Source organism: Bordetella tumulicola (assembly GCF_965138755.1).
Lineage (GTDB): Bacteria > Pseudomonadota > Gammaproteobacteria > Burkholderiales > Burkholderiaceae_B > Bordetella_A > Bordetella_A tumulicola.
On sequence record NZ_CBCSFP010000010.1, the window covers coordinates 139947 to 163778 of the forward strand.

The 23832-nt window shown below is 60.4% G+C and carries 24 protein-coding genes; 5 read left to right on the forward strand and 19 right to left on the reverse strand.

Annotation, left to right across the window (positions count from 1 at the left end; genetic code table 11):
• Positions 1-3: 3 nt before the first annotated feature.
• The 9 genes from ACNAZS_RS20865 to ACNAZS_RS20905 form a co-directional block, all read right to left on the reverse strand.
• Positions 4-1591, reverse strand: a 1588-nt coding sequence (locus ACNAZS_RS20865) for a type IV pilus assembly protein FimV (protein WP_415792425.1), incomplete at its 3' end; no start/stop codon positions are given.
• Positions 1592-1798: 207 nt separating this feature from the next.
• Positions 1799-2929, reverse strand: coding sequence for an aspartate-semialdehyde dehydrogenase (asd, locus tag ACNAZS_RS20870; RefSeq protein WP_415792426.1), 1131 nt, complete (start codon positions 2927-2929; stop codon positions 1799-1801).
• Positions 2930-3151: 222 nt separating this feature from the next.
• Positions 3152-4228 (reverse strand): 3-isopropylmalate dehydrogenase, encoded by a 1077-nt coding sequence (gene leuB / locus ACNAZS_RS20875; RefSeq protein ID WP_415792427.1) that lies wholly within the window; start codon positions 4226-4228, stop codon positions 3152-3154.
• Positions 4229-4252: 24 nt separating this feature from the next.
• The gene (gene leuD, locus ACNAZS_RS20880) at positions 4253-4903 is read right to left on the reverse strand and encodes a 3-isopropylmalate dehydratase small subunit (protein WP_415792428.1); all 651 of its coding nucleotides are present in this window, start codon (positions 4901-4903) and stop codon (positions 4253-4255) included.
• A 10-nt stretch (positions 4904-4913) separates the two neighbouring features.
• Positions 4914-6317: a 3-isopropylmalate dehydratase large subunit gene (leuC, locus tag ACNAZS_RS20885; RefSeq protein WP_415792429.1), complete on the reverse strand. Its 1404-nt coding sequence runs from the start codon at positions 6315-6317 to the stop codon at positions 4914-4916.
• A 135-nt stretch (positions 6318-6452) separates the two neighbouring features.
• Complete coding sequence (locus ACNAZS_RS20890; RefSeq protein WP_415792430.1) at positions 6453-7295, reverse strand: M48 family metallopeptidase; 843 nt, start codon at positions 7293-7295, stop codon at positions 6453-6455.
• 58 nt (positions 7296-7353) lie between these two features.
• Positions 7354-8412: a chorismate synthase gene (gene aroC / locus ACNAZS_RS20895; RefSeq protein ID WP_415792431.1), complete on the reverse strand. Its 1059-nt coding sequence runs from the start codon at positions 8410-8412 to the stop codon at positions 7354-7356.
• Between the two features lie 75 nt (positions 8413-8487).
• On the reverse strand, positions 8488-9975 hold the full coding sequence (locus ACNAZS_RS20900; RefSeq protein WP_415792432.1) for a protein adenylyltransferase SelO: 1488 nt from the start codon (positions 9973-9975) through the stop codon (positions 8488-8490).
• Entirely contained in the window at positions 9972-10385 is a 414-nt protein-coding gene (locus tag ACNAZS_RS20905; protein ID WP_415792433.1) for a DUF2069 domain-containing protein, read from the reverse strand. Before ACNAZS_RS20905 ends, ACNAZS_RS20900 begins: the two co-directional genes overlap by 4 nt.
• A gap of 17 nt (positions 10386-10402) precedes the next feature.
• Here ACNAZS_RS20905 and ACNAZS_RS20910 point away from each other — a divergent pair, with 17 nt between their 5' ends.
• Both ACNAZS_RS20910 and ACNAZS_RS20915 read left to right on the forward strand, forming a co-directional pair.
• A complete protein-coding gene (locus ACNAZS_RS20910) occupies positions 10403-11731 on the forward strand; it encodes a YihY family inner membrane protein (RefSeq protein ID WP_415792434.1) in 1329 nt (442 codons plus the stop codon).
• A 17-nt stretch (positions 11732-11748) separates the two neighbouring features.
• Positions 11749-12246 (forward strand): CBS domain-containing protein, encoded by a 498-nt coding sequence (locus ACNAZS_RS20915; protein WP_415792435.1) that lies wholly within the window; start codon positions 11749-11751, stop codon positions 12244-12246.
• A 15-nt stretch (positions 12247-12261) separates the two neighbouring features.
• Here ACNAZS_RS20915 and dusA read toward each other — a convergent pair whose 3' ends face one another.
• A complete protein-coding gene (gene dusA / locus ACNAZS_RS20920) occupies positions 12262-13263 on the reverse strand; it encodes a tRNA dihydrouridine(20/20a) synthase DusA (protein ID WP_415792511.1) in 1002 nt (333 codons plus the stop codon).
• A gap of 161 nt (positions 13264-13424) precedes the next feature.
• Between dusA and ACNAZS_RS20925 the strand changes: the two genes are divergently transcribed.
• Together ACNAZS_RS20925 and ACNAZS_RS20930 are read left to right on the forward strand one after the other, a co-directional pair.
• The gene (locus ACNAZS_RS20925; protein ID WP_415792436.1) at positions 13425-14393 is read left to right on the forward strand and encodes a homoserine kinase; all 969 of its coding nucleotides are present in this window, start codon (positions 13425-13427) and stop codon (positions 14391-14393) included.
• 56 nt (positions 14394-14449) lie between these two features.
• On the forward strand, positions 14450-15250 hold the full coding sequence (locus ACNAZS_RS20930; RefSeq protein ID WP_415792437.1) for a BPSS1780 family membrane protein: 801 nt from the start codon (positions 14450-14452) through the stop codon (positions 15248-15250).
• Here the strand turns inward: ACNAZS_RS20930 and ACNAZS_RS20935 are convergent.
• From ACNAZS_RS20935 to ACNAZS_RS20975, 9 genes are all read right to left on the reverse strand, one after another.
• Positions 15240-16613 carry a replicative DNA helicase gene (locus tag ACNAZS_RS20935; RefSeq protein WP_415792438.1) on the reverse strand — a complete coding sequence of 458 codons (1374 nt, stop codon included), beginning with the start codon at positions 16611-16613 and terminating at the stop codon, positions 15240-15242. The two genes, ACNAZS_RS20930 and ACNAZS_RS20935, sit on opposite strands and share 11 nt — an antisense overlap.
• 101 nt (positions 16614-16714) lie before the next feature.
• Positions 16715-17170, reverse strand: a complete 456-nt coding sequence (gene rplI / locus ACNAZS_RS20940; RefSeq protein WP_415792439.1) for a 50S ribosomal protein L9 — start codon at positions 17168-17170, stop codon at positions 16715-16717.
• A 14-nt stretch (positions 17171-17184) separates the two neighbouring features.
• A complete protein-coding gene (rpsR, locus tag ACNAZS_RS20945; RefSeq protein ID WP_094822013.1) occupies positions 17185-17457 on the reverse strand; it encodes a 30S ribosomal protein S18 in 273 nt (90 codons plus the stop codon).
• A 74-nt stretch (positions 17458-17531) separates the two neighbouring features.
• Positions 17532-17855, reverse strand: coding sequence for a primosomal replication protein N (priB, locus tag ACNAZS_RS20950; protein WP_415792440.1), 324 nt, complete (start codon positions 17853-17855; stop codon positions 17532-17534).
• A 36-nt stretch (positions 17856-17891) separates the two neighbouring features.
• On the reverse strand, positions 17892-18275 hold the full coding sequence (gene rpsF / locus ACNAZS_RS20955) for a 30S ribosomal protein S6 (protein WP_415792441.1): 384 nt from the start codon (positions 18273-18275) through the stop codon (positions 17892-17894).
• A 233-nt stretch (positions 18276-18508) separates the two neighbouring features.
• On the reverse strand, positions 18509-19306 hold the full coding sequence (folE2, locus tag ACNAZS_RS20960) for a GTP cyclohydrolase FolE2 (RefSeq protein WP_415792442.1): 798 nt from the start codon (positions 19304-19306) through the stop codon (positions 18509-18511).
• Positions 19307-19488: 182 nt separating this feature from the next.
• Positions 19489-21369: a 1-deoxy-D-xylulose-5-phosphate synthase gene (gene dxs / locus ACNAZS_RS20965; RefSeq protein WP_415792443.1), complete on the reverse strand. Its 1881-nt coding sequence runs from the start codon at positions 21367-21369 to the stop codon at positions 19489-19491.
• Positions 21370-21377: 8 nt separating this feature from the next.
• Positions 21378-22289 (reverse strand): polyprenyl synthetase family protein, encoded by a 912-nt coding sequence (locus ACNAZS_RS20970; RefSeq protein WP_415792444.1) that lies wholly within the window; start codon positions 22287-22289, stop codon positions 21378-21380.
• A 4-nt stretch (positions 22290-22293) separates the two neighbouring features.
• Positions 22294-22560: an exodeoxyribonuclease VII small subunit gene (locus tag ACNAZS_RS20975; protein ID WP_415792445.1), complete on the reverse strand. Its 267-nt coding sequence runs from the start codon at positions 22558-22560 to the stop codon at positions 22294-22296.
• 192 nt (positions 22561-22752) lie between these two features.
• On the opposite strand from ACNAZS_RS20975, the gene ACNAZS_RS20980 reads away from it, so the two are divergent.
• Complete coding sequence (locus ACNAZS_RS20980) at positions 22753-23814, forward strand: acyltransferase (protein WP_415792446.1); 1062 nt, start codon at positions 22753-22755, stop codon at positions 23812-23814.
• Positions 23815-23832: the final 18 nt, after the last annotated feature.

Here is a 23832-nt window from a genome sequence, read left to right on the forward strand (position 1 = left end):
ACNGCGCGCCGACACGACGCAACAACCATGCGATGATCAGGACAATCAACGCCAGCACGGCCGTCACCACGACCAGCAAGTTGTCGGTCAGCCAGTTGCCTGTCGTGGAAGCGTCATTGCCGGCAACGGCAGCGTTATCTTGGCGAGCGGCCTCTGTGCCAGCAGTGTTACTGAGGGGGCCGGAGGCATTGGACGCGGTATTAGGGCTGCCTGTGGCAGCCGAGGAACTCGCCCCGACAGATCCGCTGCTGTTGGCACCCGTCGCGCCTGCTGCGCCAGTCGTGCCTGCTGCACCGGCCGTGCCTGCTGCACCGGCCGTGCCTGCTGCACCGGCCGCGCCTGCTGCACCGGCCGCGCCTGCTGCACCGGCCGCGCCTGCTGCACCTGCTGCACCGGTCGTGCCTGCAGCACCTGTAGCGCCTGCTGCACCTGTTGCACCTGTTGCACCTGTGGCGCCTGCTGTACCTGTGGCGCATGCTGCACCTGTGGCGCCTGCTGCACCGGCCGCGCCTGTAGCGGCTCCACCCGCCGCGTCTCCGCTCCCTACTGCCGCGCCATTTTCCCCCTGCTTACCGGTCGCGTTTGCTGCCTGCTTGAGCGCATCGACGTTGCCTTCCAGGGTCTGCACGCGCTGTTGGGTGTCTTGCAAGGCGCGTGAGTCAGAGGTGCTCGCATCCGCCTTTGCATCGGCGGAATCCGATGCGCTGAGGCGCAAGCGATCTTGCGAGGAAGCGGTGCTCGCTCCACCCGTAGAGGGGGCCGCCGTGACTTGCCCAGCGTTCGCGCCGCCCTCGGCACCGACGGCCGCGGCACCCGCAGCGCCTTCTCCGACGCGACCGCGATAGCTGGCGAATGCCTTGTCGTGCTCTAGGAAAATACGACGCGCCTCGGCGGGGTCAATCGCACGCACGGTGGCGGTATCCGGGATTGTCAGCGTTTCACCGGCACGCACCAGATTCATGTTGTTTTGGATAAAGGCTTGGGGATTTGCCCGCCATATCGCCACCAACATTTGATAAACACTAGCGTCGGAGACCCGATTGCCGCGGGCAATACGCAACAGCGTATCTCCCGCGCGAACGTCAATCGATTTCGCCGATGCGGCGTTGTCGACGCGGCCAGATCCCACGCGCGCGGATTGGACCGTGCCGGCCTCCGCACGCTGGGGCACCAAAATGGTAACTTGAACTTGGCGCTGACCAGAGCTGGATTTCAAATTCAGCAGCAGATCAATCGCAGAAGTCGCCAAAGGCTGCGACGACTCGATGCGTATATCTTTGCGCGAGGCTTGCCCGCTGTCTTGCAGGCTGACGCGTGCACTGTCGAGCGGTACCGGTGGCTGCAACCCCGCGCGTTGCCAGGCGGCGCTATCGGCCAACGAGACTTGTAGCGAGGTGCGCTCTTCGGCGCTCAAGTTATCCAGGGGCACCACGACTTGCAGGGGCGCGCCGGGTGCGGACACCACACGTGAATGGCCCACTATCGCCGCGTGAGCGGTGGTCGCCATCGAAGCGCCCAGGGCTAACGCTATGGCCCAATTCAAGGCTTTGAGGTGTCGAGGTTGCGAGAAACGGCGTGAACGCAAATTCATAGTGGAAAATCCTGCTGGACAAATCGGGTTACCGGCCACTGCTGGGCGCAAGTGTAATAGATCGACCCTGATTCATAAATGCATCAGGGCTTCAGCAAGAGCAAAACGCGACAAAGGCACCCGCAGGTGCCTTTGTCATGCCCGACAGGAGCCGGACAAACCTGAAAATGAACCGGGCCAACCATGGACTCAGTTCGACAACGTGATTCAGGCCTCGGACAGTGCGATACGCAACATACGGCGCAACGGCTCGGCCGCGCCCCACAACAATTGATCACCCACGGTGAACGCACCCAGATACTGGGAACCCATGGACAGCTTACGCAGACGACCCACCGGAATATCCAGCGTGCCTGTCACAGCCACCGGCGTGAGCGCGCGTACGGAGTCTTCTTTGGTGTTGGGTACGACCTTGGCCCATTGCGTGCCTTGGGCAATGAGGGCTTCGATTTCGTCGAGCGGTACATCGCGCTTGAGCTTGATGGTCAGGGCCTGGCTATGGCAACGCATGGCGCCAATGCGCACACACAGGCCATCGATGGGTGTAGCGGGCGTGCCGAAGGCCTCTCCGCGGCCGAGAATCTTGTTGGTTTCGGCCTCGGCTTTCCATTCCTCGCGCGACATGCCATCACCCAGGTCCTTGTCGATCCAGGGGATCAGGTTGCCACCCAGCGGCACCCCAAAGTGCGATTGGGGCAAGGCCGGATCTTGCTGAGCAGCCAACACGCCACGATCGATGTCCAGGATGGCCGAAGCGGGATCGTCGAGCAACGGTCCGACGGCCTGGTTCAGCAGGCCGAACTGCGTCAGCAGCTCGCGCATGTGCTGGGCCCCACCACCCGATGCGGCCTGGTAGGTCATGGAGGTCATCCATTCCACCAGGTCGTTGTTAAACAAACCTGCCAGACCCATCAGCATGCAGCTGACGGTGCAATTGCCCCCCACGAAATTGCGCACGCCACGCTTGAGCGCAGCGTCGATCACCGGACGATTGACCGGATCCAGCACGATGATGGCGTCGTCTTTCATACGCAGGGTGCTGGCGGCGTCGATCCAGATGCCATCCCAACCTGCCGCGCGCAGCTTGGGGAAGACCTCGGTGGTGTAATCGCCACCCTGAGCGGTCACGATAATCGGCAGTTTTTTCAGAGCATCGATGTCGTAGGCATTCTGCAACGGGCCCGCACCGTCTGCCCACAAGGGCGCGGCGCCGCCAGCATTGCTGGTAGAAAAGAATACGGGATCGATCAGGGCGAAGTCGTTTTCGTCGCGCATGCGCTGCATGAGAACGGAACCGACCATGCCGCGCCAGCCGACCAGGCCTACTGCTTGCGTCATGTTTTATGCTCTTGGGTTGGAAAATAAAGAAAAAGCTGCTGATTCCGACAATTTATCAGAATAAGCGGGAGGATGTTGCACTGCGGCGATATTAGGGACAGACTGGACGCCAATGGGCTTGCCCGCGCGAAACGACACAGGCTCGCGATGGGGCTGGGGAAGTCAGACCATAAGTGGCCCGGCGATAAACACCGGGCCACGGATCAAGCGATAGACTCGAGATTAAGCCAGAGCTTTCAGGACAGCGTCACCCATTTGCGAGGTCGACACCTTGGTCGTGCCTTCTTCGTATATATCGGCGGTACGCAGGCCGTTAGCCAACACGGCGCGAACGGCGGTCTCGATGCGATCGGCCGGCTGTGCCAGACCCAGCGAATAACGCAGCAACATGGCAGCAGACAAGATAGTCGCCAACGGGTTGGCAATGCCTTGACCCGCGATATCGGGCGCCGACCCGTGGCTGGGCTCGTACAGGCCCTGCCCCGACGCATTCAACGAGGCCGACGGCAGCATGCCAATCGAGCCGGTCAACATGGCGGCTTCGTCCGAGAGGATGTCGCCAAACAGGTTACCGGTCACGATCACGTCGAACTGGCGCGGGTTGCGCACCAACTGCATGGCCGCGTTATCAACGTACATGTGCGACAGTTCGACATCAGGATAGTCGCGTGCGATTTCGATCACGATATCGCGCCAGAACTGCGAGGTCTCGAGCACATTGGCTTTGTCGACACTGCAGAGTTTCTTGCCTCGCTTGCGTGCGGACTCGAAACCTATGCGCGCGATACGACGCACTTCGGAATCGGCGTAGCGCATGGTGTCAAACCCTTCGCGTTCGCCGGCAAAAGTGCCATCCTCGGCGTTGCGCACGCCACGCGGTGTACCAAAATAGATGTCGCCGGTCAGTTCGCGAATAATCAGGAGGTCCAAACCCGACACGATCTCGGGCTTGAGCGACGAAGCGCTGGCCAGCTCGGGATACAGGATGGCAGGACGCAGGTTCGCAAACAGGCCCAAGGCCTTGCGCAGGCCCAGAATCGCCTGCTCGGGACGGAACTCGCGCGGCAGGCTGTCGTACTTCCAGTCGCCTACGGCGCCAAACAATACCGCGTCCGAATGTCGCGCCAAGTCCAGCGTCGCAGGCGGCAGCGGATGCTCGAATTGATCGTAGGCGGCGCCACCGACAGGCTGTTGCTGAATATCCAGCGGCAAATCGAGTGCGCCCAACACACGAACGGCCTGCTCGACAATCTCGGGACCGATGCCGTCGCCGGGCAACACTGCAATCTTATGCGTCATGAAAAAAACCTATCAATAGAATATTTAAGCGACGGGACGGCTTTCCAGCCACGGATGGCGAGCCAGGCGTTCCGCCTCAAACGCGCGAATCTTGTCGGACTGACGCAACGTCAAGCCGATGTCATCAAAACCGTTGATCAAACAATACTTGCGAAAGGGTTCGATATCGAACTGCAGTTCGCGACCGTCGGCGGCAATCACGACCTGACGCTCGAGATCAATGCGCAGTTTGTAGCCCGGAAAAGCCTTGACCTCGTCAAACAATCGCGCGACTTCGAACTCGGACAGGCTGATGGGCAACAGGCCGTTCTTGAAGCTATTGTTGAAGAAAATATCGGCGTATGACGGCGCGATGATCGCGCGAAAGCCATACTGCGTCAGCGCCCAGGGCGCGTGCTCGCGGCTGGAACCACAACCGAAGTTTTTGCGTGCCAACAACACCGATGCGCCTTGATAGCGAGGCTGGTTCAGCACAAAGTCCGGGTTCAACGGACGCTTGCTGTTGTCCATGCCGGGCTCGCCGTGATCCAGATAGCGCAGCTCATCGAACAAGTTCGGACCAAAGCCTGTGCGCTGGATGGACTTGAGGAATTGCTTGGGAATGATGAGGTCGGTGTCAACGTTCTCGCGATCGAGCGGTGCCACCAGGCCTTCGTGAGTCGTAAATGCTTGCATGATCTGGACCTTAGCGGAAGTTGCGGACGTCGACGAAATGGCCTGCTACGGCAGCCGCAGCGGCCATGGCGGGGCTGACCAGATGGGTGCGGCCACCCTGGCCTTGTCGACCTTCGAAGTTGCGGTTCGAGGTTGATGCGCAGCGCTCGCCGGGCTCCAGGCGATCGGCGTTCATTGCCAGACACATCGAGCAGCCTGGTTCGCGCCATTCAAAACCGGCTTCGATAAAGATCTTGTCCAGGCCTTCGCGCTCGGCTTGCTGCTTGACCAGGCCCGAGCCCGGCACGACCATGGCTTGTCGCACATTGGACGCGACGTGCTTGCCACGTGCCACGACGGCGGCTGCACGCAGGTCTTCGATGCGCGAGTTGGTACACGAACCGATAAAGACGCGATCCACACGGATGTCGGTCAACGGCGTGTTGGGCTTCAAGCCCATGTACTGCAACGCCCGCTCCATGCCGCTGCGACGTACATCGTCTTTTTCACGGTCAGGATCAGGAACGCGAGAGTCCACCGGCAAGACCATTTCGGGCGAGGTGCCCCAGGTCACCTGCGGCTTGATTTCTTGGGCATTGATCTCGACCACGCGATCGAACTTCGCGCCCTCGTCGCTGTGCAGCGTGCGCCAGTAAGCCACGGCTTGATCCCACAGGACGCCGTTAGGCGAGAACGGACGACCACGGAAATACTCGACGGTTTTGTCATCGACGGCCACCATGCCCGAACGCGCACCGGCCTCGATCGCCATATTGCACACCGTCATGCGGCCTTCCATCGACAAGTCGCGAATGGTGCTGCCGCCAAACTCGATCGCGTGGCCCGTGCCGCCCGCCGTACCGATGATGCCGATGATGTGCAACACGACATCTTTTGCCGTACAGCCAAAAGGCAGCTTGCCTTCGACCTTGATCAGCATGCTCTTGCTCTTTTTCATGAGCAGCGTCTGGGTGGCCAGCACGTGTTCGACCTCGGACGTACCAATACCGAACGCCAGCGCACCCATGGCACCGTGCGTGCTGGTATGTGAGTCGCCGCACACGACCGTCATGCCCGGCAGGGTTGCCCCCTGCTCCGGTCCGATGACGTGCACGATGCCCTGGCGCAGATCAGACATGCGAAATTCAGTAATGCCGAACTTGTCGCAGTTGGCATCCAGCGTGTCGATCTGCAGTTTGGAGATCGGGTCGTCAATACCCTGATCGCGATTCAGCGTCGGCACGTTGTGATCGGCTACCGCCAGGTTGGCGTTGATGCGCCACGGCTTGCGGTCGGCTATCGCCAGACCTTCGAATGCCTGCGGACTGGTCACCTCGTGCAACAGGTGACGGTCGATGTAGAGCAAACAGGTGCCATCGGATTCCTGGTTCACGACGTGCGCGTTCCAGAGTTTGTCGTAGAGGGTTTGGGCCATGAGTAGACTCGCGGAATATCCGGGCAGACCGGAGGGAAATCAGAATTGATGTCTCATTATGCCCATGCTCTCAACCTAGTACAACGGCAGCAGTTATCCTAGTATTAAAAGCACTACCTTGAGACTGGTCAGCCTCTATTTCGACTTGCCTATGGCTTGCTGGTACAGCGGCAACACCCGTTCCGAAGCCACCTGTAAGTCGGTAATACGGGTCGCCGCCGAGGGGTGAGTAGACAGAAACTCCGGTGGCGAGCTGCCACTGCTGGCCGCCCCCATTTTTTCCCACAGCGTCACGGCGGCCCGTGGGTCATAGCCCGCCCGTGCCGCCAGTTCCACGCCCATCAGGTCCGCCTCGCTCTCGTGGGTACGGCTATTGGGCAGCGTGAACATCACGTCGGTCAGTTTGCCGCTCAAGTCGGCCGACACGCCGGTCGCAATGGACAGTACGGACAGCCCGAGATTGGTGACCATTTGCTGCGACACACGTTCACGGGCATGTTCGCGTAGCGCGTGCGCAATTTCGTGCCCCATGACCGCGGCCAACTCGGCATCTGTCGGTTTGATCTGGGTCAACAACCCGGTATAGACGGCCATTTTTCCGCCGGGCATGCACCACGCATTGACATCGTCGGACGACAACACATGGACTTCCCATTGCCAATTCGTGGCATCAGGACGGAACGTCCCCACCTGCGCGATCAGGCGTTTAGAGATAGCCTGCACGCGCGAGACTTGTGAGGCGTTGCGATCCAGCGCGCCCTGCGCCTTTGCCTGCTGGATGAGGTCGGCATATTGTTGGCCGGCCTCTTGCTCGATCTCTTGGGCGGGCACCATACTGGACATGTATTGCGTACGCTCGACGCCTATGGCGCCCGATTGGGTCGTTTGTACGCCGGCGCAACCTGTCAGGGCCAAAACGCCGGCCACTGCTGCGACGCCCAGCAGTTTGTGCCATATCGTTCGAGTTCTCGCGTTCATGATGTTTCCTCTTGTACACGTTATCGAGCCGACGCGGCATGCCGCCCATCGGATCCTGTCAGCCGCACTGCCCTCGATGGCGCAGCGCATGATCGATCAGCACCAACGCCAGCATGGACTCGACGATGGGCGTCGCACGGATGCCCACGCACGGGTCATGACGCCCCAGAGTTTGCACCGTGACGGGCTCCCCCTCAGCGTTGATCGAACGGCGCTCCACGCGAATACTGGATGTTGGCTTGATGGCGAGCGATACCGTGACGGGCTGTCCGGTGGAAATACCACCCAGTACCCCGCCCGCATTGTTACCAACAAAACCGTCAGGCGTGATTTCATCGCCATGCTCGGAACCGCGCTGCGTCACGCAATCGAAGCCGGCGCCAATCGACACCCCTTTGACCGCGTTCAGCCCCAACATCACGTGGGCGATATCGGCATCCAGACGATCGTACACGGGCTCACCCCATCCCACCGGGACATTCTCGGCCACCACTTCGATACGCGCGCCTATCGAGTCCCCATCGCGACGGAGTTGGTCCATATAGGCTTCGAGTTCGGGCACGATGGCCGCGTTGGGAGCATAAAAGGCATTAGCCGGAACGTCGTCCCACGACACGAATGGAATCGGGATGGGCCCCAGCTGGCTCATATAGCCCCGCACGCGTATGCCGTGCTGCTCGGCCAGCCATTTCTTGGCGATGGCGCCTGCCGCCACGGTGGGCGCCGTCAGCCGCGCCGAGGAACGACCGCCCCCGCGTGGATCACGCAGGCCGTATTTGCGGGTATAGGTGAAATCCGCGTGACCGGGACGAAAGGTATCGGCGATATTGGAATAGTCTTTGCTGCGCGCATCGGTGTTGCGAATCAGCAGCGCAATCGGCGTACCGGTGGTCACCCCCTGATATACGCCCGACAGGATCTCGACCTGATCAGCCTCCTGGCGCTGTGTCACGTGGCGCGAGGTTCCCGGACGGCGGCGGTCGAGCTCCGCCTGGATATCGGCGGCGTCCAGCGCCAATCCGGGTGGGCAGCCATCCACCACACAACCGATGGCCGGGCCATGCGATTCACCAAAATTGGTGACGCAGAAAAGAGTACCGAGCGTATTGCCAGACATAGACGTTAACAGGTCAGGAAAGCATTAAAAGGCAGGCTTGATTATGACATTGCCCGGGCGCGTACAGGCTCAAACTCACGATGAGCAACTGACCTCGAGGCCGCCCGCCCAATCGGGAGGCAGTGCGGCGTAGCTGTCGTAACCGGCTTTTTCCGTATAAGGATCTCGCAACAGGCGCAACAGGGTATCAATCTCGCTGGCGTCGCCCGCCTTGGCAGCACGAATGGCCTGCTCGGCCAAGTGGTTGCGCAACACGTACAGCGGGTTCACGGCATCCATCGCGTCGGCGCGGGCAGCCGCACCCATGTCGTCCTCCGCGTGGCGGGCCGCCAGGCGTTCGTACCAGGCGCGCGCCGCCTCGCGATCGATGAACAGATCCGCAAACCCCTGCGTTTGCCCGCGAACGGCATCGGCCAGACGACGAAACGTCAAGGTGAAATCCGCGCGCTGCTCGTGCATCAGCTTGAGCAACGCGTCCAACAGCGGCTCGTCCTCGGCGCGCCACTGGCTCAGGCCGAGTTTGGCCGCCATGCGCTGATGAAAGGCCTGCACGAATATCGCTTCGTAACCGTCCAGGACGCCGCGTAGCGCATCGACATCGGACACCAGGGTATGCAGGCTGCCCGCCAGGCGATAGAGATTCCAGAGGGCCACCGAGGGTTGCCTGTTCCACGCGTAGCGCCCCTCGGTATCGGAGTGATTGCACACATGACCCAACTGGAACGTGTCCATGAACCCATACGGCCCATAGTCCAGCGTCAATCCCAGGATGGACATATTGTCGGTATTCATGACGCCATGACAAAAACCCACGGCTTGCCAGTCGGCCATGAGCAACGCCGTACGGCGCGTGACCTCGGTCAACAGGCGCAGCACGTCCCCGTCGGGTCCGGGCACGCCGTTGGCACCCGCGTCCCGGCATTGTGGATAAAATTTGTCGATGACGTAGTCGGTCAATTGCTGCAGTTGTTCAGGCTGACGGCGTGATGACCAATGCTCAAACGAGCCAAACCGCACAAAGCTCGGTGACATGCGCATAACGATGGCGGCGGTTTCGACCGTTTCGCGAACGACGGGGTCATCCGATACCACCACGGCCAGGGCGCGCGTCGTAGGAATGCCCAGCCCCTGCATGGCCTCGCTGGCCAGGTACTCGCGCACCGATGAGCGCAGAACGGCCCGCCCATCGCCCATACGGGAATACGGCGTCATGCCGGAGCCCTTGAGTTGCAATTCCCAATTGCCTTGCGGACCGACAACCTCGCCCAGCAAGTGCGCGCGACCATCGCCCAACTGGCCCGCCCAGACGCCAAACTGATGCCCGCTATAGACCGCAGCCAGGGTCTGCCCGCCCGGCAGAGGTTGCTGGCCCGCACACACCTGCAAAAAATCCTCGGACTGCAGGGCCTGCGGCGACAGACCGATCAACTCTGCGGCCTGCTCATTGGCATGGAGCAAACGCGGCGCGTTCAGCGGCCGGGGCTCGAGACGCGTATAAAAATCGGCGGGCAGCGCGGCAAAGGAATTATCCAACTGGAGTTGAGTTACGGAGTCGACCGTCATGATGAGGACCTCGGCGCGCGGCGCGCGCCATCAGATTGAGCCCGGATCCGTGCGCGTGCGGCCCGCTTGGCGGGCCGCACATACAAAATCGCGGCCAGGAAAAACACGAGCGACAACACGATCTCGATGCCTGCCAACCCGGCCGACAAAGGTGCCGGATCAGACATGGCGCGTACGACGCCCTCCATCAGGTACAGCAACACCAGCATCGACGCCCACTGATAGGTGTACAAATTTCCGCGCAACACACCGCGCAGCGCAAACGCTAATGGCAACGCCTTGAGAAATAGCCACGAGCCGCCCGGCCGGATGGGCGCCAGGACGGTTTCCCATACCACGCACAACAGGATCAGGGCCAACAACGCAACTGACGCCAGGCGCCGAAAATGGGGGTTGAGCTCAGGGTTCATACTGCTATTATCGCCTGATGAGCCACTCTGCCGAGCCGACCGACACACAGTCGAGGCCGCCACCCGCGGCCCGCCCGCGCGTACCCTGGATCACGCGCCTGGGGCAGGTGTTCCGTTTTGCCGCCCAGCGTGCGGCCGAAGAACGGTTACTACAGGTGGCCTCCAGCCTGACATTTACGACCGTGCTGGGCCTGGTGCCCATGCTGGCCGTCGTGTTGTCGTTGTTCACGGCCTTTCCCGTCTTTCAGGATTTTCGCCTCGCGCTCGAGAATTTCCTCACGACCAGCCTGATGCCGCCGGCCGTGTCCGACAACATCATGAATTACCTGAACCAGTTCGCGCGGCAAGCCACACGCCTGACCGCCATCGGTGGGGGATTTCTGGTGGTCACCTCGATCTTGCTGCTAATGACCATCGACAAGACGTTCAACGACATCTGGCATGTGACGCGCCAGCGCCCCCTGCCACAGCGCGCGCTGGTGTACTGGGCCGTAGTCACACTGGGACCTGTTGTCGCGGGTGCGAGCCTGTGGGCCACCTCGTTTCTGGCTCGGGAATCCATGGGGCTGGTACGCGATGTGCCGGAAATCATGAGTCTGGCCATCTCGTTTTTACCCCTGGTCCTCACTGGCCTGGGGTTTGCCGCCTTGTTTGTGGTGGTTCCCAATCGCCACGTGTACTGGCGCGACGCCATGGTGGGCGGTTTTGGCACGGCGATTGTGCTGGAACTCATGAAGGCCGCTTTTGCCTATTATTTGACGACATTTCCGACATATACGGTCATCTACGGCGCCTTTGCCACCCTACCGATTTTTTTGCTGTGGATTTATCTCTCCTGGCTGGCGGTGCTGTTCGGCGCCACCGTAGCAGCCAGTGTGCCGTTGATCCGCCTGGGGCGCTGGCAAATTAATCGCAGCCCCGGCGCGCCGTTCATTGATGCCCTGGCGGTGTTGCGTTCACTACATGCCGCACAAGGGCACCAACCCGCCGGTCGCAGCATGAGTGCGCTGGCCAAACGCCTGCGCCTGCATCATGACGAGCTCAATACTGTCCTGGAGCAGCTCGAACGACTGGGCCTGATTGCCCGCACGGCCGACCAACGCTGGATCCTGGCCTGCGACCCGCGCAAAATCTCGCTAGAACCGATCATCGATCATTTCCTGCTGGATCGACAACAACCCAGACTGCACGACGACCCGCAAATCGTACAAGTCGTGAGCGCCGCATTCGCGGCCAGCGGTGCGCCCACACTGGAAGAACTGGAGCAGCTGGAGCACAATACGTCTATCAAGGCGGCAGCGCCTACACCGCTGCACGCGGGCAAAAATATAAAGTCGGGGGCTTAGCTCCCAGGAGAAGCATCATGTTAAAAGTTAGCGAAATTCTTCGTGTAAAGGGCAATACGCTTTATACGGCCTCACCCGATATGCCAGTCGCTCTCGCCGTGCAAACCATGAGCGAACAAGATATTGGCTCATTGGTCATCATGGAATCGGGCATGCTGACAGGGATGCTGACCTTTCGCGAAATCATCCGTCACCTGCACGACCATACCGACGGCGAATGGGGCAAGACCACCATTCGCTCCATCATGGATGACGCTCCGGTAAGTGTGTCGCCCAATACCAGCGCAGACGAAGTCCAGCGTCTGATGCTGGAAAAACACGCACGCTACATCCCGGTCATGGATGGCCCGACGCTGTTGGGCGTGATTTCGTTCTATGACATGGCCCAAGCCATCGTGGCGGCACAGCAGTTTGAAAACAACATGCTCAAGGCCTATATCCGTGACTGGCCGATGGATGGCACCGCCTCGGCCGAGGCGCCTGATTCACCTGCGCCGGCTGAAAAACGTGAGTAATTGCGCGCGAACGAGCTACTGAGATAATTCAACCGGCTGTTCGCGCATCTGGCCCAGCAAGCTGCGCCACGCGTCGTAAATCAGTCCCGCCTCGTTGGTCGCCAGGCGTGCGGGATCCGACAGCATCCGCCGCCAGCGACGCGCGCCCGATTGACCGTTGACCAGACCCAGCAAAGGGCGCGTCATTACCCTCAGCGGCACACCTCGCGCTACCTGGGCGGCCGCGTACGTCACCATGGCATCCACGACTTGCGCGTCCGTCGGTAAACGGACCGACGGCCAGAGCTGCATCGACACCTCTGAAAGCACACGCGGCGTATGCCACGCCGCCCGCCCAAGCATCACGCCATCAAACTCCTCCGCCGCGGCGACGGACGCCGCCGCATCAGCCAGGCCGCCATTAAGGACGAAAATACTGTCGGGAAAATCCACCTTGAGTTGCCCGGCCAGGTCGTAACGCAGCGGAGGAATCTCGCGATTGTCTTTGGGCGACAGTCCCTTTAGCACGGCGTTGCGGGCATGGACGATGAATACCCGGCAACCGGTGTCGTGAATGGCGCCCACAAAATCGCGGACAAAACCATAAGACTCGTCATAGTCCAGACCCAGACGGTGCTTGACTGTCACCGGGATATCAACGGCGTCCTGCATCGCCTTGATGCAATCCGCCACCAGCGCTGGCTCGGCCATCAAGCAGGCACCAAAAGCGCCACGCTGCACCCGTTCTGACGGACATCCGCAGTTCAGATTGATCTCGTCATAGCCCCATTGCCGGCCCAGCCGCGCGGCCTGCACCAAGGCCTCGGGCTCGCTTCCCCCTAATTGCAACGCCACGGGATGCTCCGTCTCGTCGAAATCCAGATGACGCCCGACATCGCCATGCAACAGTGCACCGGTGGTGATCATCTCGGTGTACAGGCGAGCGCGCGGTGCCAGCAGCCGATGAAAATAGCGGCAGTGCCGGTCCGTCACGTCGATCATGGGAGCGACACACAGCCGCCAATCGGAGGGGTTCAACATTAGTCAATACACGAAAAAGATGTCGTATTTTACGGCGTTAGCCGATATCGGAAGCGTTCGACGCAGGCTCGAGCGGTACGTAGACTAAAATTGTCGCGCATCTCAAGGCGGCGCATCTCCATGGCGCCCACCCAACGCCCAACCCTACTCGCTGATCCATGGCTGTTTTCACCTCTGTTTCCGACAACGACGCTCGGGCCTTGCTGGCCAATTTTGACCTCGGTGACTTGGTGTCGCTACGCGGCATCACTGCCGGTATCGAGAATACCAATTACTTCCTGGTAACGACACGTGGCGAGTACGTGCTGACCCTGTTCGAAGTACTCACCCAGGCTCAATTGCCGTTTTACATCGAGCTAATGCATCATCTGGCATCGCGCGGCGTACCGGTGCCCCAGCCTCAGACGCTGCGCGATGGCAGTCGGCTGACCACGCTACATGGCAAACCCTGCGCCATTGTGACGCGCCTGCCGGGGGGCTATGAGCCTGCGCCTGGCGTGGCCCATTGCGCGCTGACCGGCGCCACGCTGGCGCGCGCCCATCTGGCCGCCCGCGACTTCCCCCTGCGGCAACCCAACTTGCGGGGCCTGGCGTGGTGGATCGAAACAGCCCCCAAAGTCCTGCCGTTTCTCGATCCCGCCCAGACGCGATTATTGACCCAGGAACTGGATGCGCAACAACAGGCGGCCCAAAGCCCTGAATGGCAAAGCCTGCCGGTCGGGCCGGCTCACTGCGACCTGTTCCGCGACAACGTCCTGTTTGCCGGTACATTTGAAAACCCGCTCATGGGCGGTTTTATCGATTTCTATTTTGCCGGGTGCGACACCTGGCTGTTCGATGTTGCAGTGAGTGTCAACGATTGGTGCGTTGAACGGGAGACCGGCGTGTTCATCCCTGAAAAGGTGCAGGCCTGGCTGCAGGCGTACGCCGCCGAGCGCCCCTTTACCGACGCGGAGCGGCAGGTCTGGCCGACCATGCTGCGCGCTGCGGCGCTGCGCTTCTGGGTGTCGCGCCTCTATGACTATTTCCTGCCCCGGCCGGCCCAGACGCTCAAGCCGCATGACCCACGCCATTTCGAACGAGTGTTGCTGGCGCGCCACCGTGAAGACTTGCCTGCCTTGCCCTGAAAGCAATGACACGCATAATGGACTGTAACCTTCTCTTTTGCCCCTGACCGAGACTTATGCAAGCAGCATTCTTACCCGCAACCTATGGCTGGCAATGGGTACGAGACGGCCTGAAGTTGTTCATCAAGCAACCCCTCGCCGTCTTTACCTGGGCCCTGGCCATCAGCCTGCTGGTGATGTTTGCCAGCTTCACGCCGCCCGTAGGCCCCTTGCTTTTCGTGGCACTGATGCCAGTGGTCACGCTGATGACGCTCTCGGCCTGCAAGCATATCGAGGCGGGGCGCATCATGCTGCCCTCTATGTGGCCGCAGCCCCTGACCCGACCTGGCGTCTTCAAGAAAATGATGATCATCGGGGCTCTGTATGCCGGGCTGAGCATCACCGCGGGTCTCTTGACGTTTTTACCGTTTTCAAGCGCGCTGACCGAAGGCATGCGCATCGCCTCGATCGAAAAAGACCTGACCCCCTTTCTGAGTGCCATGCAGGTCCCGCTGATACTGTTCGGCGTGATATATATGGTGATCGCCTCGCTGTTCTGGCACGCGCCCCCATTGGTCGCATGGCATGGCCTGCGCATTACCCAGGCCCTGTTTTTTTCAGGTATTGCCTGCTGGCGCAATAAATGGCCCTTTCTGGTCTATGGCGTGAGCTGGGTGCTGATATTTCTGTTTATTGATCTGTGCGCCGGCATACTGGTCAGCATCGGCCTGTCACCAGAACTCGCCGGCACCATCCAGATCCCGTTCAATATCGCGGCAAGCGGCGTGCTGTACTGTAGTTTCTATCCTGCCTATACCTCGGTATTCGGCATCGAGGATACACACGCCCACCCGGACATCAACGAGATCAATACATAGGCGCACCCGTAAAGTTCAGAAAGCGCGTGCTCGAGCCCTGGAAGGTCAAGCGTACACTGCCAATGGGCCCGTTACGCTGTTTACCGATGATGATTTCGGCCGTGCCCTTATCGGGCGAATCGGGGTTGTAAACCTCGTCACGATAAATAAACAGAATCAAGTCGGCATCTTGTTCGATGGCGCCTGATTCGCGCAGGTCGCTCATCACGGGACGCTTGTTGGGCCGTTGTTCCAGACTGCGGTTCAACTGCGACAGCGCGATCAACGGGCAATTCAACTCTTTCGCCAAGCCCTTGAGAGAACGGCTGATTTCCGAAATTTCGGTGGCGCGGTTTTCCCCGCCGCCATTGCCTGCCATCAACTGCATATAGTCGATGATGATCAGGCCCAACTGCCCACACTGGCGCGCCAGGCGACGCGAACGCGCGCGGACTTCCATGGCATTGAGCGCAGGGGTCTCGTCGATATAAACTTGTGCATCCTGCATCAACTGCACGGCGTGCGTCACACGCGGCCAATCATCGGCTACGAGCTTGCCGGTACGCATACGGTGCTGATCCAGCATCCCGACCGAACCCAGCATACGCATCGCCAACTGCACCGCACCCATTTCCATCGAGAATACCGCGACCGGCAACCCCTGCTCGATCGCCACGTGCTCGCCGATGTTCATCGAGAACGACGTTTTACCCATCGAGGGACGTCCGGCCACAATCACCAGATCGCCAGGCTGCAAACCCGACGTCATCTTGTCGAGATCGGTAAATCCGGTCGGCACCCCGGTCACATCGGAGTCCGAGTCACGATGGTAGAGCTCGTCAATGCGCTCGACCACTTGCGTCAACAACGGCTGGATTTCCTGAAAGCCGTCAGTCCCCTTCTCGCCCTCTTGGGCGATTTTAAAGACTTTGGACTCGGCCTCGTCCAGCAACTGGCGAGCCTCTTTGCCCTGGGGATTCAGTGCCGCCGCGGAGATCTCGTCGGCAATGGAGACGAGCTTGCGCAGCATCGCGCGCTCGCGCACGATCTCGGCATAGCGGCGAATATTGGCGGCCGACGGAGTGTTGTGCGCCAGCGCGTTCAGATAAGCCAAACCACCGGTATCTTCGGCTTTGCCCGCACTGACGAGAGACTCGTTGACGGTAATGACGTCGGCCGGCCGCGCCAAACTGATCAAGCGCGCAATATGGTGCCAAATCAGCCGATGGTCGTGACGATAGAAGTCTTCTTCGGACAGAACATCGGCGATGCGATCCCAGGTGGCATTATCCAGCATCAAACCTCCCAGGACCGATTGCTCGGCCTCCACAGAGTGCGGGGGGACGCGTAGATAATCTAATTGGGAATCAGCAGGAGTATTCATGACTGAGAACTATATACCTTGTGCGGCGCACATAGCGGCAAAAAACAAAAAAGCCGGCACCCTCGCCGGCTTTTTTACTAGGTGTAAAACGCGCTGGCGCTTTAGACCATTTCGCCTTCGACCAGCACGGTCACGTCAACTACCACGTCAGCATGCAACGCGAGCTGGATGGGATATTCACCCACGGCCTTCAGCGGGCCATTGGGCAGACGTACTTGTGCTTTTTCGATGTCATCGAAACCGGCCTTTTTCAGGCTGTCAGCGATGTCAGCGTTGGTCACGGAACCAAACAAACGGCCATCAACACCGGCCTTTTGCTGGATCTTGACTTGGTAATCGGCCAGACGGCCACTCAAGGCTTCGGCGATAGCCAGCTTTTCGGCCTGGATTTTTTCCAGTTCGGCGCGACGGACTTCGAATTCCTTCAGCGCAGCGGTGGTCGCACGGCGAGCAATTTTCTGAGGAATCAAAAAGTTGCGGGCGTAACCATCACGCACCCGGACGACTTCGCCCAGGTTGCCCAGGTTGACGACTTTTTCGAGCAGGATAACTTGCATTTCAGTGCCCCGGATTAGTTGTGGTTGTCGGTGTAAGGCAACAGGGCCAGGAAGCGCGCACGCTTGATGGCGCTGTCCAGCTGACGCTGGTAGTGAGCCTTGGTGCCGGTCAAACGAGCCGGGATGATCTTGCCGTTTTCTTGCACGAAGTCGCGCAGCGTATCCAGATCCTTGTAATCGATCTCTTCAACACCAGCAGCGGTAAAGCGGCAGAACTTACGACGCTTGAACAGCGGGTTCTGCTGCGTGAATTTACGTTTTTCTTTGCGTTTTCCGAAGAAAGCCATGATGTGCCTCTTAGTCTAGCTGGGCCGGGGGGTTACCCTTGCCCAAAATCTTGTGTCTGAATCCGAGTCGCCTGCTATGCCACCAACGGGTCGTGCCCTGCACTACCAGCAACCTTACGGGCCCGCTGCAAATGCAGCTTGACCTTTACCGAGTCTTTGCGGGCAGCGGCCAAAAAGCCCTGTACCTGCAACTCGGTCCCCAGAGGGGTGCCGGCCAACAGTTGCGCTAGATCGCCTATGGCCACGGCGGTTATCGTGAGTTCGACGCGGCGCGGATGGCCTGCTTCGACGACTTCCGATTCGTGAGCCAGCAGCATTTCCAGTGCTGGCACGCCGGCGGGGGTATGGCGCAGAGGTCCGCATTCGAGAACGCGAGCGCTGAGTTCCAGGTTATTCATCCGCCGATACGTGGTGAAAACAACAGTCTTGCCGGGTTATTGAGCCTGAGCCTGAGCAGGGGCCGCAGTTTCGGCGCTGGCCTTGCGGGCCTCTTCGCGCTCGACCGACTTCATCATGATCGAGGGCGTGGTCTGGGCCTTTTTGGTCTTGATGACCAGGTGGCGCAGAACAGCGTCGTTGTAGCGGAACGAGTGCTCGAGCTCATCCAGCGTGGCTTGGCCGCACTCGATGTTCAGGCAGACGTAATGAGCCTTGACGAGCTTTTGAATGGGGTAAGCCAGTTGGCGGCGACCCCAGTCTTCCAGGCGATGCACGGTACCGCCTTGGCCGCTGACAAGCGCCTGGTAGCGCTCGACCATGGCGGGCACTTGCTCGCTTTGGTCCGGATGGACAATGAACACTACTTCGTAGTGACGCATAGGTAAAACTCCTTGAGGATGTCTTGCCAGGCGCGGTGGCGGGCAAAAACCCCACACACCGCCCCGCAAGGGGCAGCCCGCTACCCACAAAAACCATGAGTAATCGAGCAAGAAAGCCTTTGATTATTGCCGATTTTTCCGTTCTGCGCAAGAACGCAGGCACACTGACCGGCACCGCGACCACCATAGGAGGTCAACGGTACGGTAAAACCCAACCCCTGCCACGCGACGGCTTAGCCCTCTACGACGGCGTAAGCAGAGTGGTTGTGAATCGATTCGAAGTTTTCGGCCTCGACGCGGTAGCGCGATACACCGGGATGGGCCGTCAAGCGAGCCGCCACATCGCGCACCAGGTCTTCGACGAACTTGGGATTGTCATAGGCGCGTTCGGTGACGAATTTTTCGTCCGGACGCTTGAGCAGACCCCACAATTCGCAGGAACCCTCGTCTTCAACCAGGCGAATGATGCGATCCATGGACACGTCTTCGTGGAACACGGCCGACACCGTCACGTGCGAGCGCTGGTTGTGCGCGCCGTATTCCGAAATCGCCTTGGAACACGGGCACAGGCTCGTCACCGGCACTTGCACTACCAACTCAAACTCGACCTGGTCGCCTGCGGCACGCGCGATCCACTGCACCTCGTAGTCGAGCAGGCTTTGCACACCCGACACCGGAGCCGATTTGTTGATGAAGTACGGAAACGCCGCGGTGATATCGCCACGCTCGGCATGCAACAACGGCAGCATTTCGCGCGCCATGGTCGAGAATAACGCCGGCGTCATTGGCACGCTGCGGTATTTTTCCAGCAGCGCCACAAAACGCGACATGTGCGTGCCTTTTTCTTCGGCGGGCAGCGCAACCGTCAATGTCCAGTTTGCCACGGTCGCCTGAGGCGTGCCGTCGGCGGCTTGCACCAACATGGGATGCCGCACACCACGGATGCCTACACGCTGAATCTGGATGTGCCGCGTATCAGCCGAGCTCTGGACATCGGGCATCACGAGGGCGGAATCGATCGGAGAATTCATAGAGTTACCTGTCAGGGCAAAAAAGTAGAAAACATCTACGCCCTGAAATATGTCAAGGCAGCCATTATTACCGAAAAGACGGCTGGAGGGCAGGGAAAACCCTCCTGGCAGTAGGCTGGACCGGATTACACCGCTTCAGGCCGACCGGGCCAAAGCCCCCAAAAAAGCCTCATTACCGCGGCTCAGGAAGCGGCCGCAGACACATCATGCCGCATAGGAAAACGCGCCCGGATGGAGCGCTCAATCCCCGTCGCATCCAGGCCAAGCCCGGCCAACAGCGTCGCCTGGTCACCATGATCGATGAACTGGTCCGGCAAGCCGAGTTGCAACACCGGCACGCTGATGCCCTCCTGGTGCAGCAACTCGGTGACCGCGCTGCCTGCTCCACCCATGATGGAGGCTTCTTCGATCGTCACAATGGCGTCGTGGCGAGCGGCCAAGTCCAGGATCAACTCACGGTCAATCGGCTTGACGAAACGCATATCGGCGATGCTGGCGCCCAGGGCCTCCCCGGCGCCCAGGGCTGCCTGCAGCAAGGTGCCGAAAGCCAGAATGGCAATGCCTTGGCCTTCGCGGCGTACGATCCCCTTGCCGACTGGCACCGTCTCCAGCCCCGAGGCAATCTCGGCCCCGCAGCCCGCGCCGCGCGGATAGCGCACCGAAGCGGGGCCCACGTGCGCGTAACAGGTCGACAGCAGTAGCCGAGCCTCGTTTTCGTCCGAGGGCGTCGCCACCACCATATTCGGGATGCAACGCAGATAGGCAATGTCGTAATTGCCGGCGTGCGTCGCGCCATCGGCCCCAACCAGGCCGGCGCGATCCAGCGCAAAGGTCACGTCCAGATTTTGCAGCGCCACATCATGAATCAGTTGATCGTAGGCTCGCTGCAAAAAGGTCGAATAAATGGCGACCACCGGTTTCTGTCCTTCACAGGCCAGCCCCGCCGCAAAGGTCACGGCATGTTGCTCGGCGATGCCCACATCGAAATAGCGACTCGGAAAACGCTGTTCGAACTCGACCAGCCCGCTGCCCTCGCGCATTGCGGGTGTAATCCCCACCAAACGCTCGTCCTGCGCGGCGGTATCGCACAGCCATTGGCCAAAAATCTGCGTAAAGGTCTTGCGCGACGAGGGCTTGCCCTGCTGAATGCCTACGGCGGGATCGAACTTGCCCGGCCCGTGATACAGCACCGGGTCGGCTTCGGCGAGCTTGTAGCCCTGCCCCTTGCGCGTCACGACATGCAGGAACTGCAAGCCCGGCAAGGCCTTCAGATTTTGCAAAGTGGGAACCAACGCGTCCAGATCGTGGCCATCGATGGGCCCCACGTAATTGAAACCCAACTCTTCGAACAGCGTCGCGGGCGTGACGATTCCCTTGGCATGCCCCTCGATGCGGCGAGCGAACTCCAGGACGGGCGGGACATGCTGCAGCACCGCACGCCCCATGTTTTTGGCCGTCGCATAGAACTGCCCCGACATCAGGCGGGCCAGATAGCGATTCATCGCCCCCACCGGCGGCGAAATCGACATGTCGTTGTCGTTGAGCACCACCAGCAGATTAATGTCCGGCGTAACGCCGGCATTGTTCATCGCCTCAAAGGCCATGCCTGCCGACATCGCCCCGTCGCCGATCACCGCGATATGTTGACGATGCACGCCGGCATTGCGCGATGCGACCGCCATGCCGAGCGCGGCGGAAATCGAGGTGGACGAATGAGCGGTACCGAAAGCGTCGTATTCCGACTCGCTGCGCTTGGGAAAACCCGAGATGCCGCCGGCCTGGCGCAACTGCGCCATGCCCGCGCGGCGGCCCGTCAGGATCTTGTGCGGATAGGACTGGTGCCCCACGTCCCACACGATGCGATCGTGCGGCGTGTCATAGACATGGTGCAGCGCCACGGTCAGCTCGATGGTACCCAGATTCGACGACAAATGGCCGCCCGTCTTGGATACCGATTCCAGCACAAAGCCGCGCAACTCTTGCGCCAGGCCTTTGAGCTCGCGGCGGTCTAATTGGCGTAAATCCGCCGGTGTTTGGATACGGTCCAGTATTTCTGTCGTCATGCTCGGTATCAGCGATCTCTGAGTACGATGTAGTCGGCCAAGCGAGCCAGCATCGAGGCGGAATCACCCAGCGGAATCAATGCCGCGTGAGCGGCAGTGCGCAGGGCTTCGGCCAGTTCGCGCGCCTCGTCCAGGCCCAGCAACGAGACGTACGTTGGCTTGTTGTCGGCAGCGTCTTTACCTGCAGTCTTGCCCAGACTGACGGTATCGGCGGTGACGTCGAGAATATCATCGACTACCTGAAAAGCCAGGCCGATCGCCTGGGCATAGTCGTCCAGTGCGCCGCGGGCGCTCGAACTGGCCCCCGACACAATGCCGCCCAACGCCACGCTACATGCCAGCATAGCGCCGGTTTTCATAGTGTGCATAGTCTGCAATTCATCGCGAGACAGCGAACGACCGACACTATGCAAGTCAATCGCCTGCCCACCCGCCATTCCCAGGCTGCCGGCTGCTTGCGCCAGGGCGCGCGTCGCCTGTACGACGAGCGCAGGTGCGATCGGCATTTCCGCCAGCAGTTCAAAGGCCAGAGGCTGCAGCGCATCGCCGGCCAACATGGCCGTGGCTTCGTCAAACTGGATATGTGTCGTGGGACGACCGCGCCGCAAGGTGTCGTCGTCCATGCACGGCAGATCGTCGTGCACCAGCGAATACGCGTGAATAAGCTCGACGGCCGCGGCCGCACGATCCATCGAGGCCTGCAAGGCCACCGTGCTGCCGTTGACCGGACACGCCTGGCCCGCTGCATAGACGAGTGCGGCCCGCACGCGCTTGCCGCCGCCCAACACCGCATAGCGCATGGCTTCGTGCAAACGTACAGGCTGGGTATCGACCGCCGGCAAGCAATCATCCAGTACGGTTTCGATATGTTGAGCACGCCCCTGCAGCCATTCCGCAAAGGCAATATGTTGTCGAGTCATTCCGTTACTCGTCGTCGAGCGCATGAGGATCCAGCGGTCGCAGCAAACCGTCTTCGAGGACTTTGACCTGCTGCTCGGCCTGCGCCAGACGCTCCTGGCAAATCCGGGTGAGGTCGACTCCGCGGCGATAGGCGGCCAGCGACTGCTCAAGCGGCAACGACCCTCCCTCCATGGCGGCAACCAGTGTTTCGAGCTCAGCCAACGCCGTTTCGAAGTCCTGGGGCAAAGGACGATCGTCTTGTTGGGGATCAGTATTCGAAGAAGTGGCCAAGCGGGGCTCCGAGCGCAGGAAAGCAAATCATTAATCAGTGAATTGTACGAGATCACGAACGCTACCTGCCGAGTTGTAGCGGTTGCAACAAAAAGCCGCGCCGTCCGCCCTATCGACTGGTCTGTTTGCGTTTGCACGCCAGGATTAACGGCTGGAAACATTCACTTCGGGCACCGCTGCTAAGGTAAATGCATGTCTGAACGTTTGAATCCCGTAACACTTCCCGCCGGGTCTGGTCTTGCCGGTCCCTCCCTTGGCGATCGCCTGGCCCGACTTGACGCCGCCCGATGGCTAGCCGCATTGGCGGTGGTACTGCTGCACTGCGCCGCACAAGCCGTCTCCGATGCAAACGCCTATGGCAGCCGCGACTGGCTCGCCGCCAACCTCTATGACTCGGCCGTCCGCTGGTGCGTGCCGGTCTTTGTCATGGTCAGCGGCGCCCTGCTCCTGGACCGTAAGCAACCCCAGGATGCTCGACATTTCTATCAGCGGCGCGCCGCGCGCATCTGCGCGCCATTGATTTTCTGGACCTTGTTTTATTTGGCATGGCGCAGCCTGCTGGACTGGTGGGACAATGGACAGATGGACTTATCGTTTTGGCCCCGCAAGGTCGCCGAAGGCGCCCCGTACTACCACCTGTGGTACCTGTACATGATTGTGGGGCTGTATTTGTTCACCCCGCTCGTGCGCGCGCTGTATCACCGCAGCCAACCCGCCGCGCGCCGACTATGGGTCGTTGGGATCTTGGGCGTCGCGATCCTGGATGCGCTGTATCGCCAGGCGCTGGGTACGGGTCAAGGATTTTTTCTGACCTGGTTCCTGCCCTATCTGGGCTATTTCGTCGCGGGCCGCATGATTTTCGACGGGGAACTACGCATCCCACGTCCCGGTCTGATCCTGGCGCTCAGTGTGCTGGCAACCGCATGGGGCGTCTTTACGTTCTCTGAGGCCGGCCGCCTGAATTTGTACTTCTACGACTACTTCAGCATTACCGTGCCGTTTATGTCCCTAGCGGCGCTTCAATGGATTATGAACACGCCGCGCGTCCCGTCTTTGTCCACCCTGGCGCCGCTGACGTTTGGTGTTTACTTGATTCACCCGCTGTTTCTGGATCTGGCCGATCGCTCAGGCACGATGGCCAACGGCGCGGGCGCCGTTTGGGGTGTCCCCCTGCAAACACTTGCCGTATTCGGGCTGTCGGCGGCTTGCTGCTGGTTGCTGAGGCAGCACCCGACCACGCGAAAACTGGTCTAGCCTGATTGGTGACTGACC

Excerpts from the sequence above, each read along its gene's own strand:
- ACNAZS_RS20925 (WP_415792436.1), top strand. The coding sequence starts at position 13,425 with ATGGCTGTTTTCACCTCTGTTTCCGACAACGACGCTCGGGCCTTGCTG.
- folE2 (WP_415792442.1), bottom strand. The coding sequence starts at position 19,306 with ATGAATTCTCCGATCGATTCCGCCCTCGTGATGCCCGATGTCCAGAGC.
- priB (WP_415792440.1), bottom strand. The coding sequence starts at position 17,855 with ATGAATAACCTGGAACTCAGCGCTCGCGTTCTCGAATGCGGACCTCTG.
- ACNAZS_RS20930 (WP_415792437.1), top strand. The coding sequence starts at position 14,450 with ATGCAAGCAGCATTCTTACCCGCAACCTATGGCTGGCAATGGGTACGA.
- aroC (WP_415792431.1), bottom strand. The coding sequence starts at position 8,412 with ATGTCTGGCAATACGCTCGGTACTCTTTTCTGCGTCACCAATTTTGGT.
- rpsF (WP_415792441.1), bottom strand. The coding sequence starts at position 18,275 with ATGCGTCACTACGAAGTAGTGTTCATTGTCCATCCGGACCAAAGCGAG.
- ACNAZS_RS20935 (WP_415792438.1), bottom strand. The coding sequence starts at position 16,613 with ATGAATACTCCTGCTGATTCCCAATTAGATTATCTACGCGTCCCCCCG.
- leuB (WP_415792427.1), bottom strand. The coding sequence starts at position 4,228 with ATGACGCATAAGATTGCAGTGTTGCCCGGCGACGGCATCGGTCCCGAG.
- ACNAZS_RS20915 (WP_415792435.1), top strand. The coding sequence starts at position 11,749 with ATGTTAAAAGTTAGCGAAATTCTTCGTGTAAAGGGCAATACGCTTTAT.
- ACNAZS_RS20905 (WP_415792433.1), bottom strand. The coding sequence starts at position 10,385 with ATGAACCCTGAGCTCAACCCCCATTTTCGGCGCCTGGCGTCAGTTGCG.
- leuD (WP_415792428.1), bottom strand. The coding sequence starts at position 4,903 with ATGCAAGCATTTACGACTCACGAAGGCCTGGTGGCACCGCTCGATCGC.
- ACNAZS_RS20890 (WP_415792430.1), bottom strand. The coding sequence starts at position 7,295 with ATGAACGCGAGAACTCGAACGATATGGCACAAACTGCTGGGCGTCGCA.
- ACNAZS_RS20980 (WP_415792446.1), top strand. The coding sequence starts at position 22,753 with ATGTCTGAACGTTTGAATCCCGTAACACTTCCCGCCGGGTCTGGTCTT.
- dxs (WP_415792443.1), bottom strand. The coding sequence starts at position 21,369 with ATGACGACAGAAATACTGGACCGTATCCAAACACCGGCGGATTTACGC.
- ACNAZS_RS20910 (WP_415792434.1), top strand. The coding sequence starts at position 10,403 with ATGAGCCACTCTGCCGAGCCGACCGACACACAGTCGAGGCCGCCACCC.
- ACNAZS_RS20900 (WP_415792432.1), bottom strand. The coding sequence starts at position 9,975 with ATGACGGTCGACTCCGTAACTCAACTCCAGTTGGATAATTCCTTTGCC.
- ACNAZS_RS20970 (WP_415792444.1), bottom strand. The coding sequence starts at position 22,289 with ATGACTCGACAACATATTGCCTTTGCGGAATGGCTGCAGGGGCGTGCT.
- asd (WP_415792426.1), bottom strand. The coding sequence starts at position 2,929 with ATGACGCAAGCAGTAGGCCTGGTCGGCTGGCGCGGCATGGTCGGTTCC.
- rplI (WP_415792439.1), bottom strand. The coding sequence starts at position 17,170 with ATGCAAGTTATCCTGCTCGAAAAAGTCGTCAACCTGGGCAACCTGGGC.
- leuC (WP_415792429.1), bottom strand. The coding sequence starts at position 6,317 with ATGGCCCAAACCCTCTACGACAAACTCTGGAACGCGCACGTCGTGAAC.
- rpsR (WP_094822013.1), bottom strand. The coding sequence starts at position 17,457 with ATGGCTTTCTTCGGAAAACGCAAAGAAAAACGTAAATTCACGCAGCAG.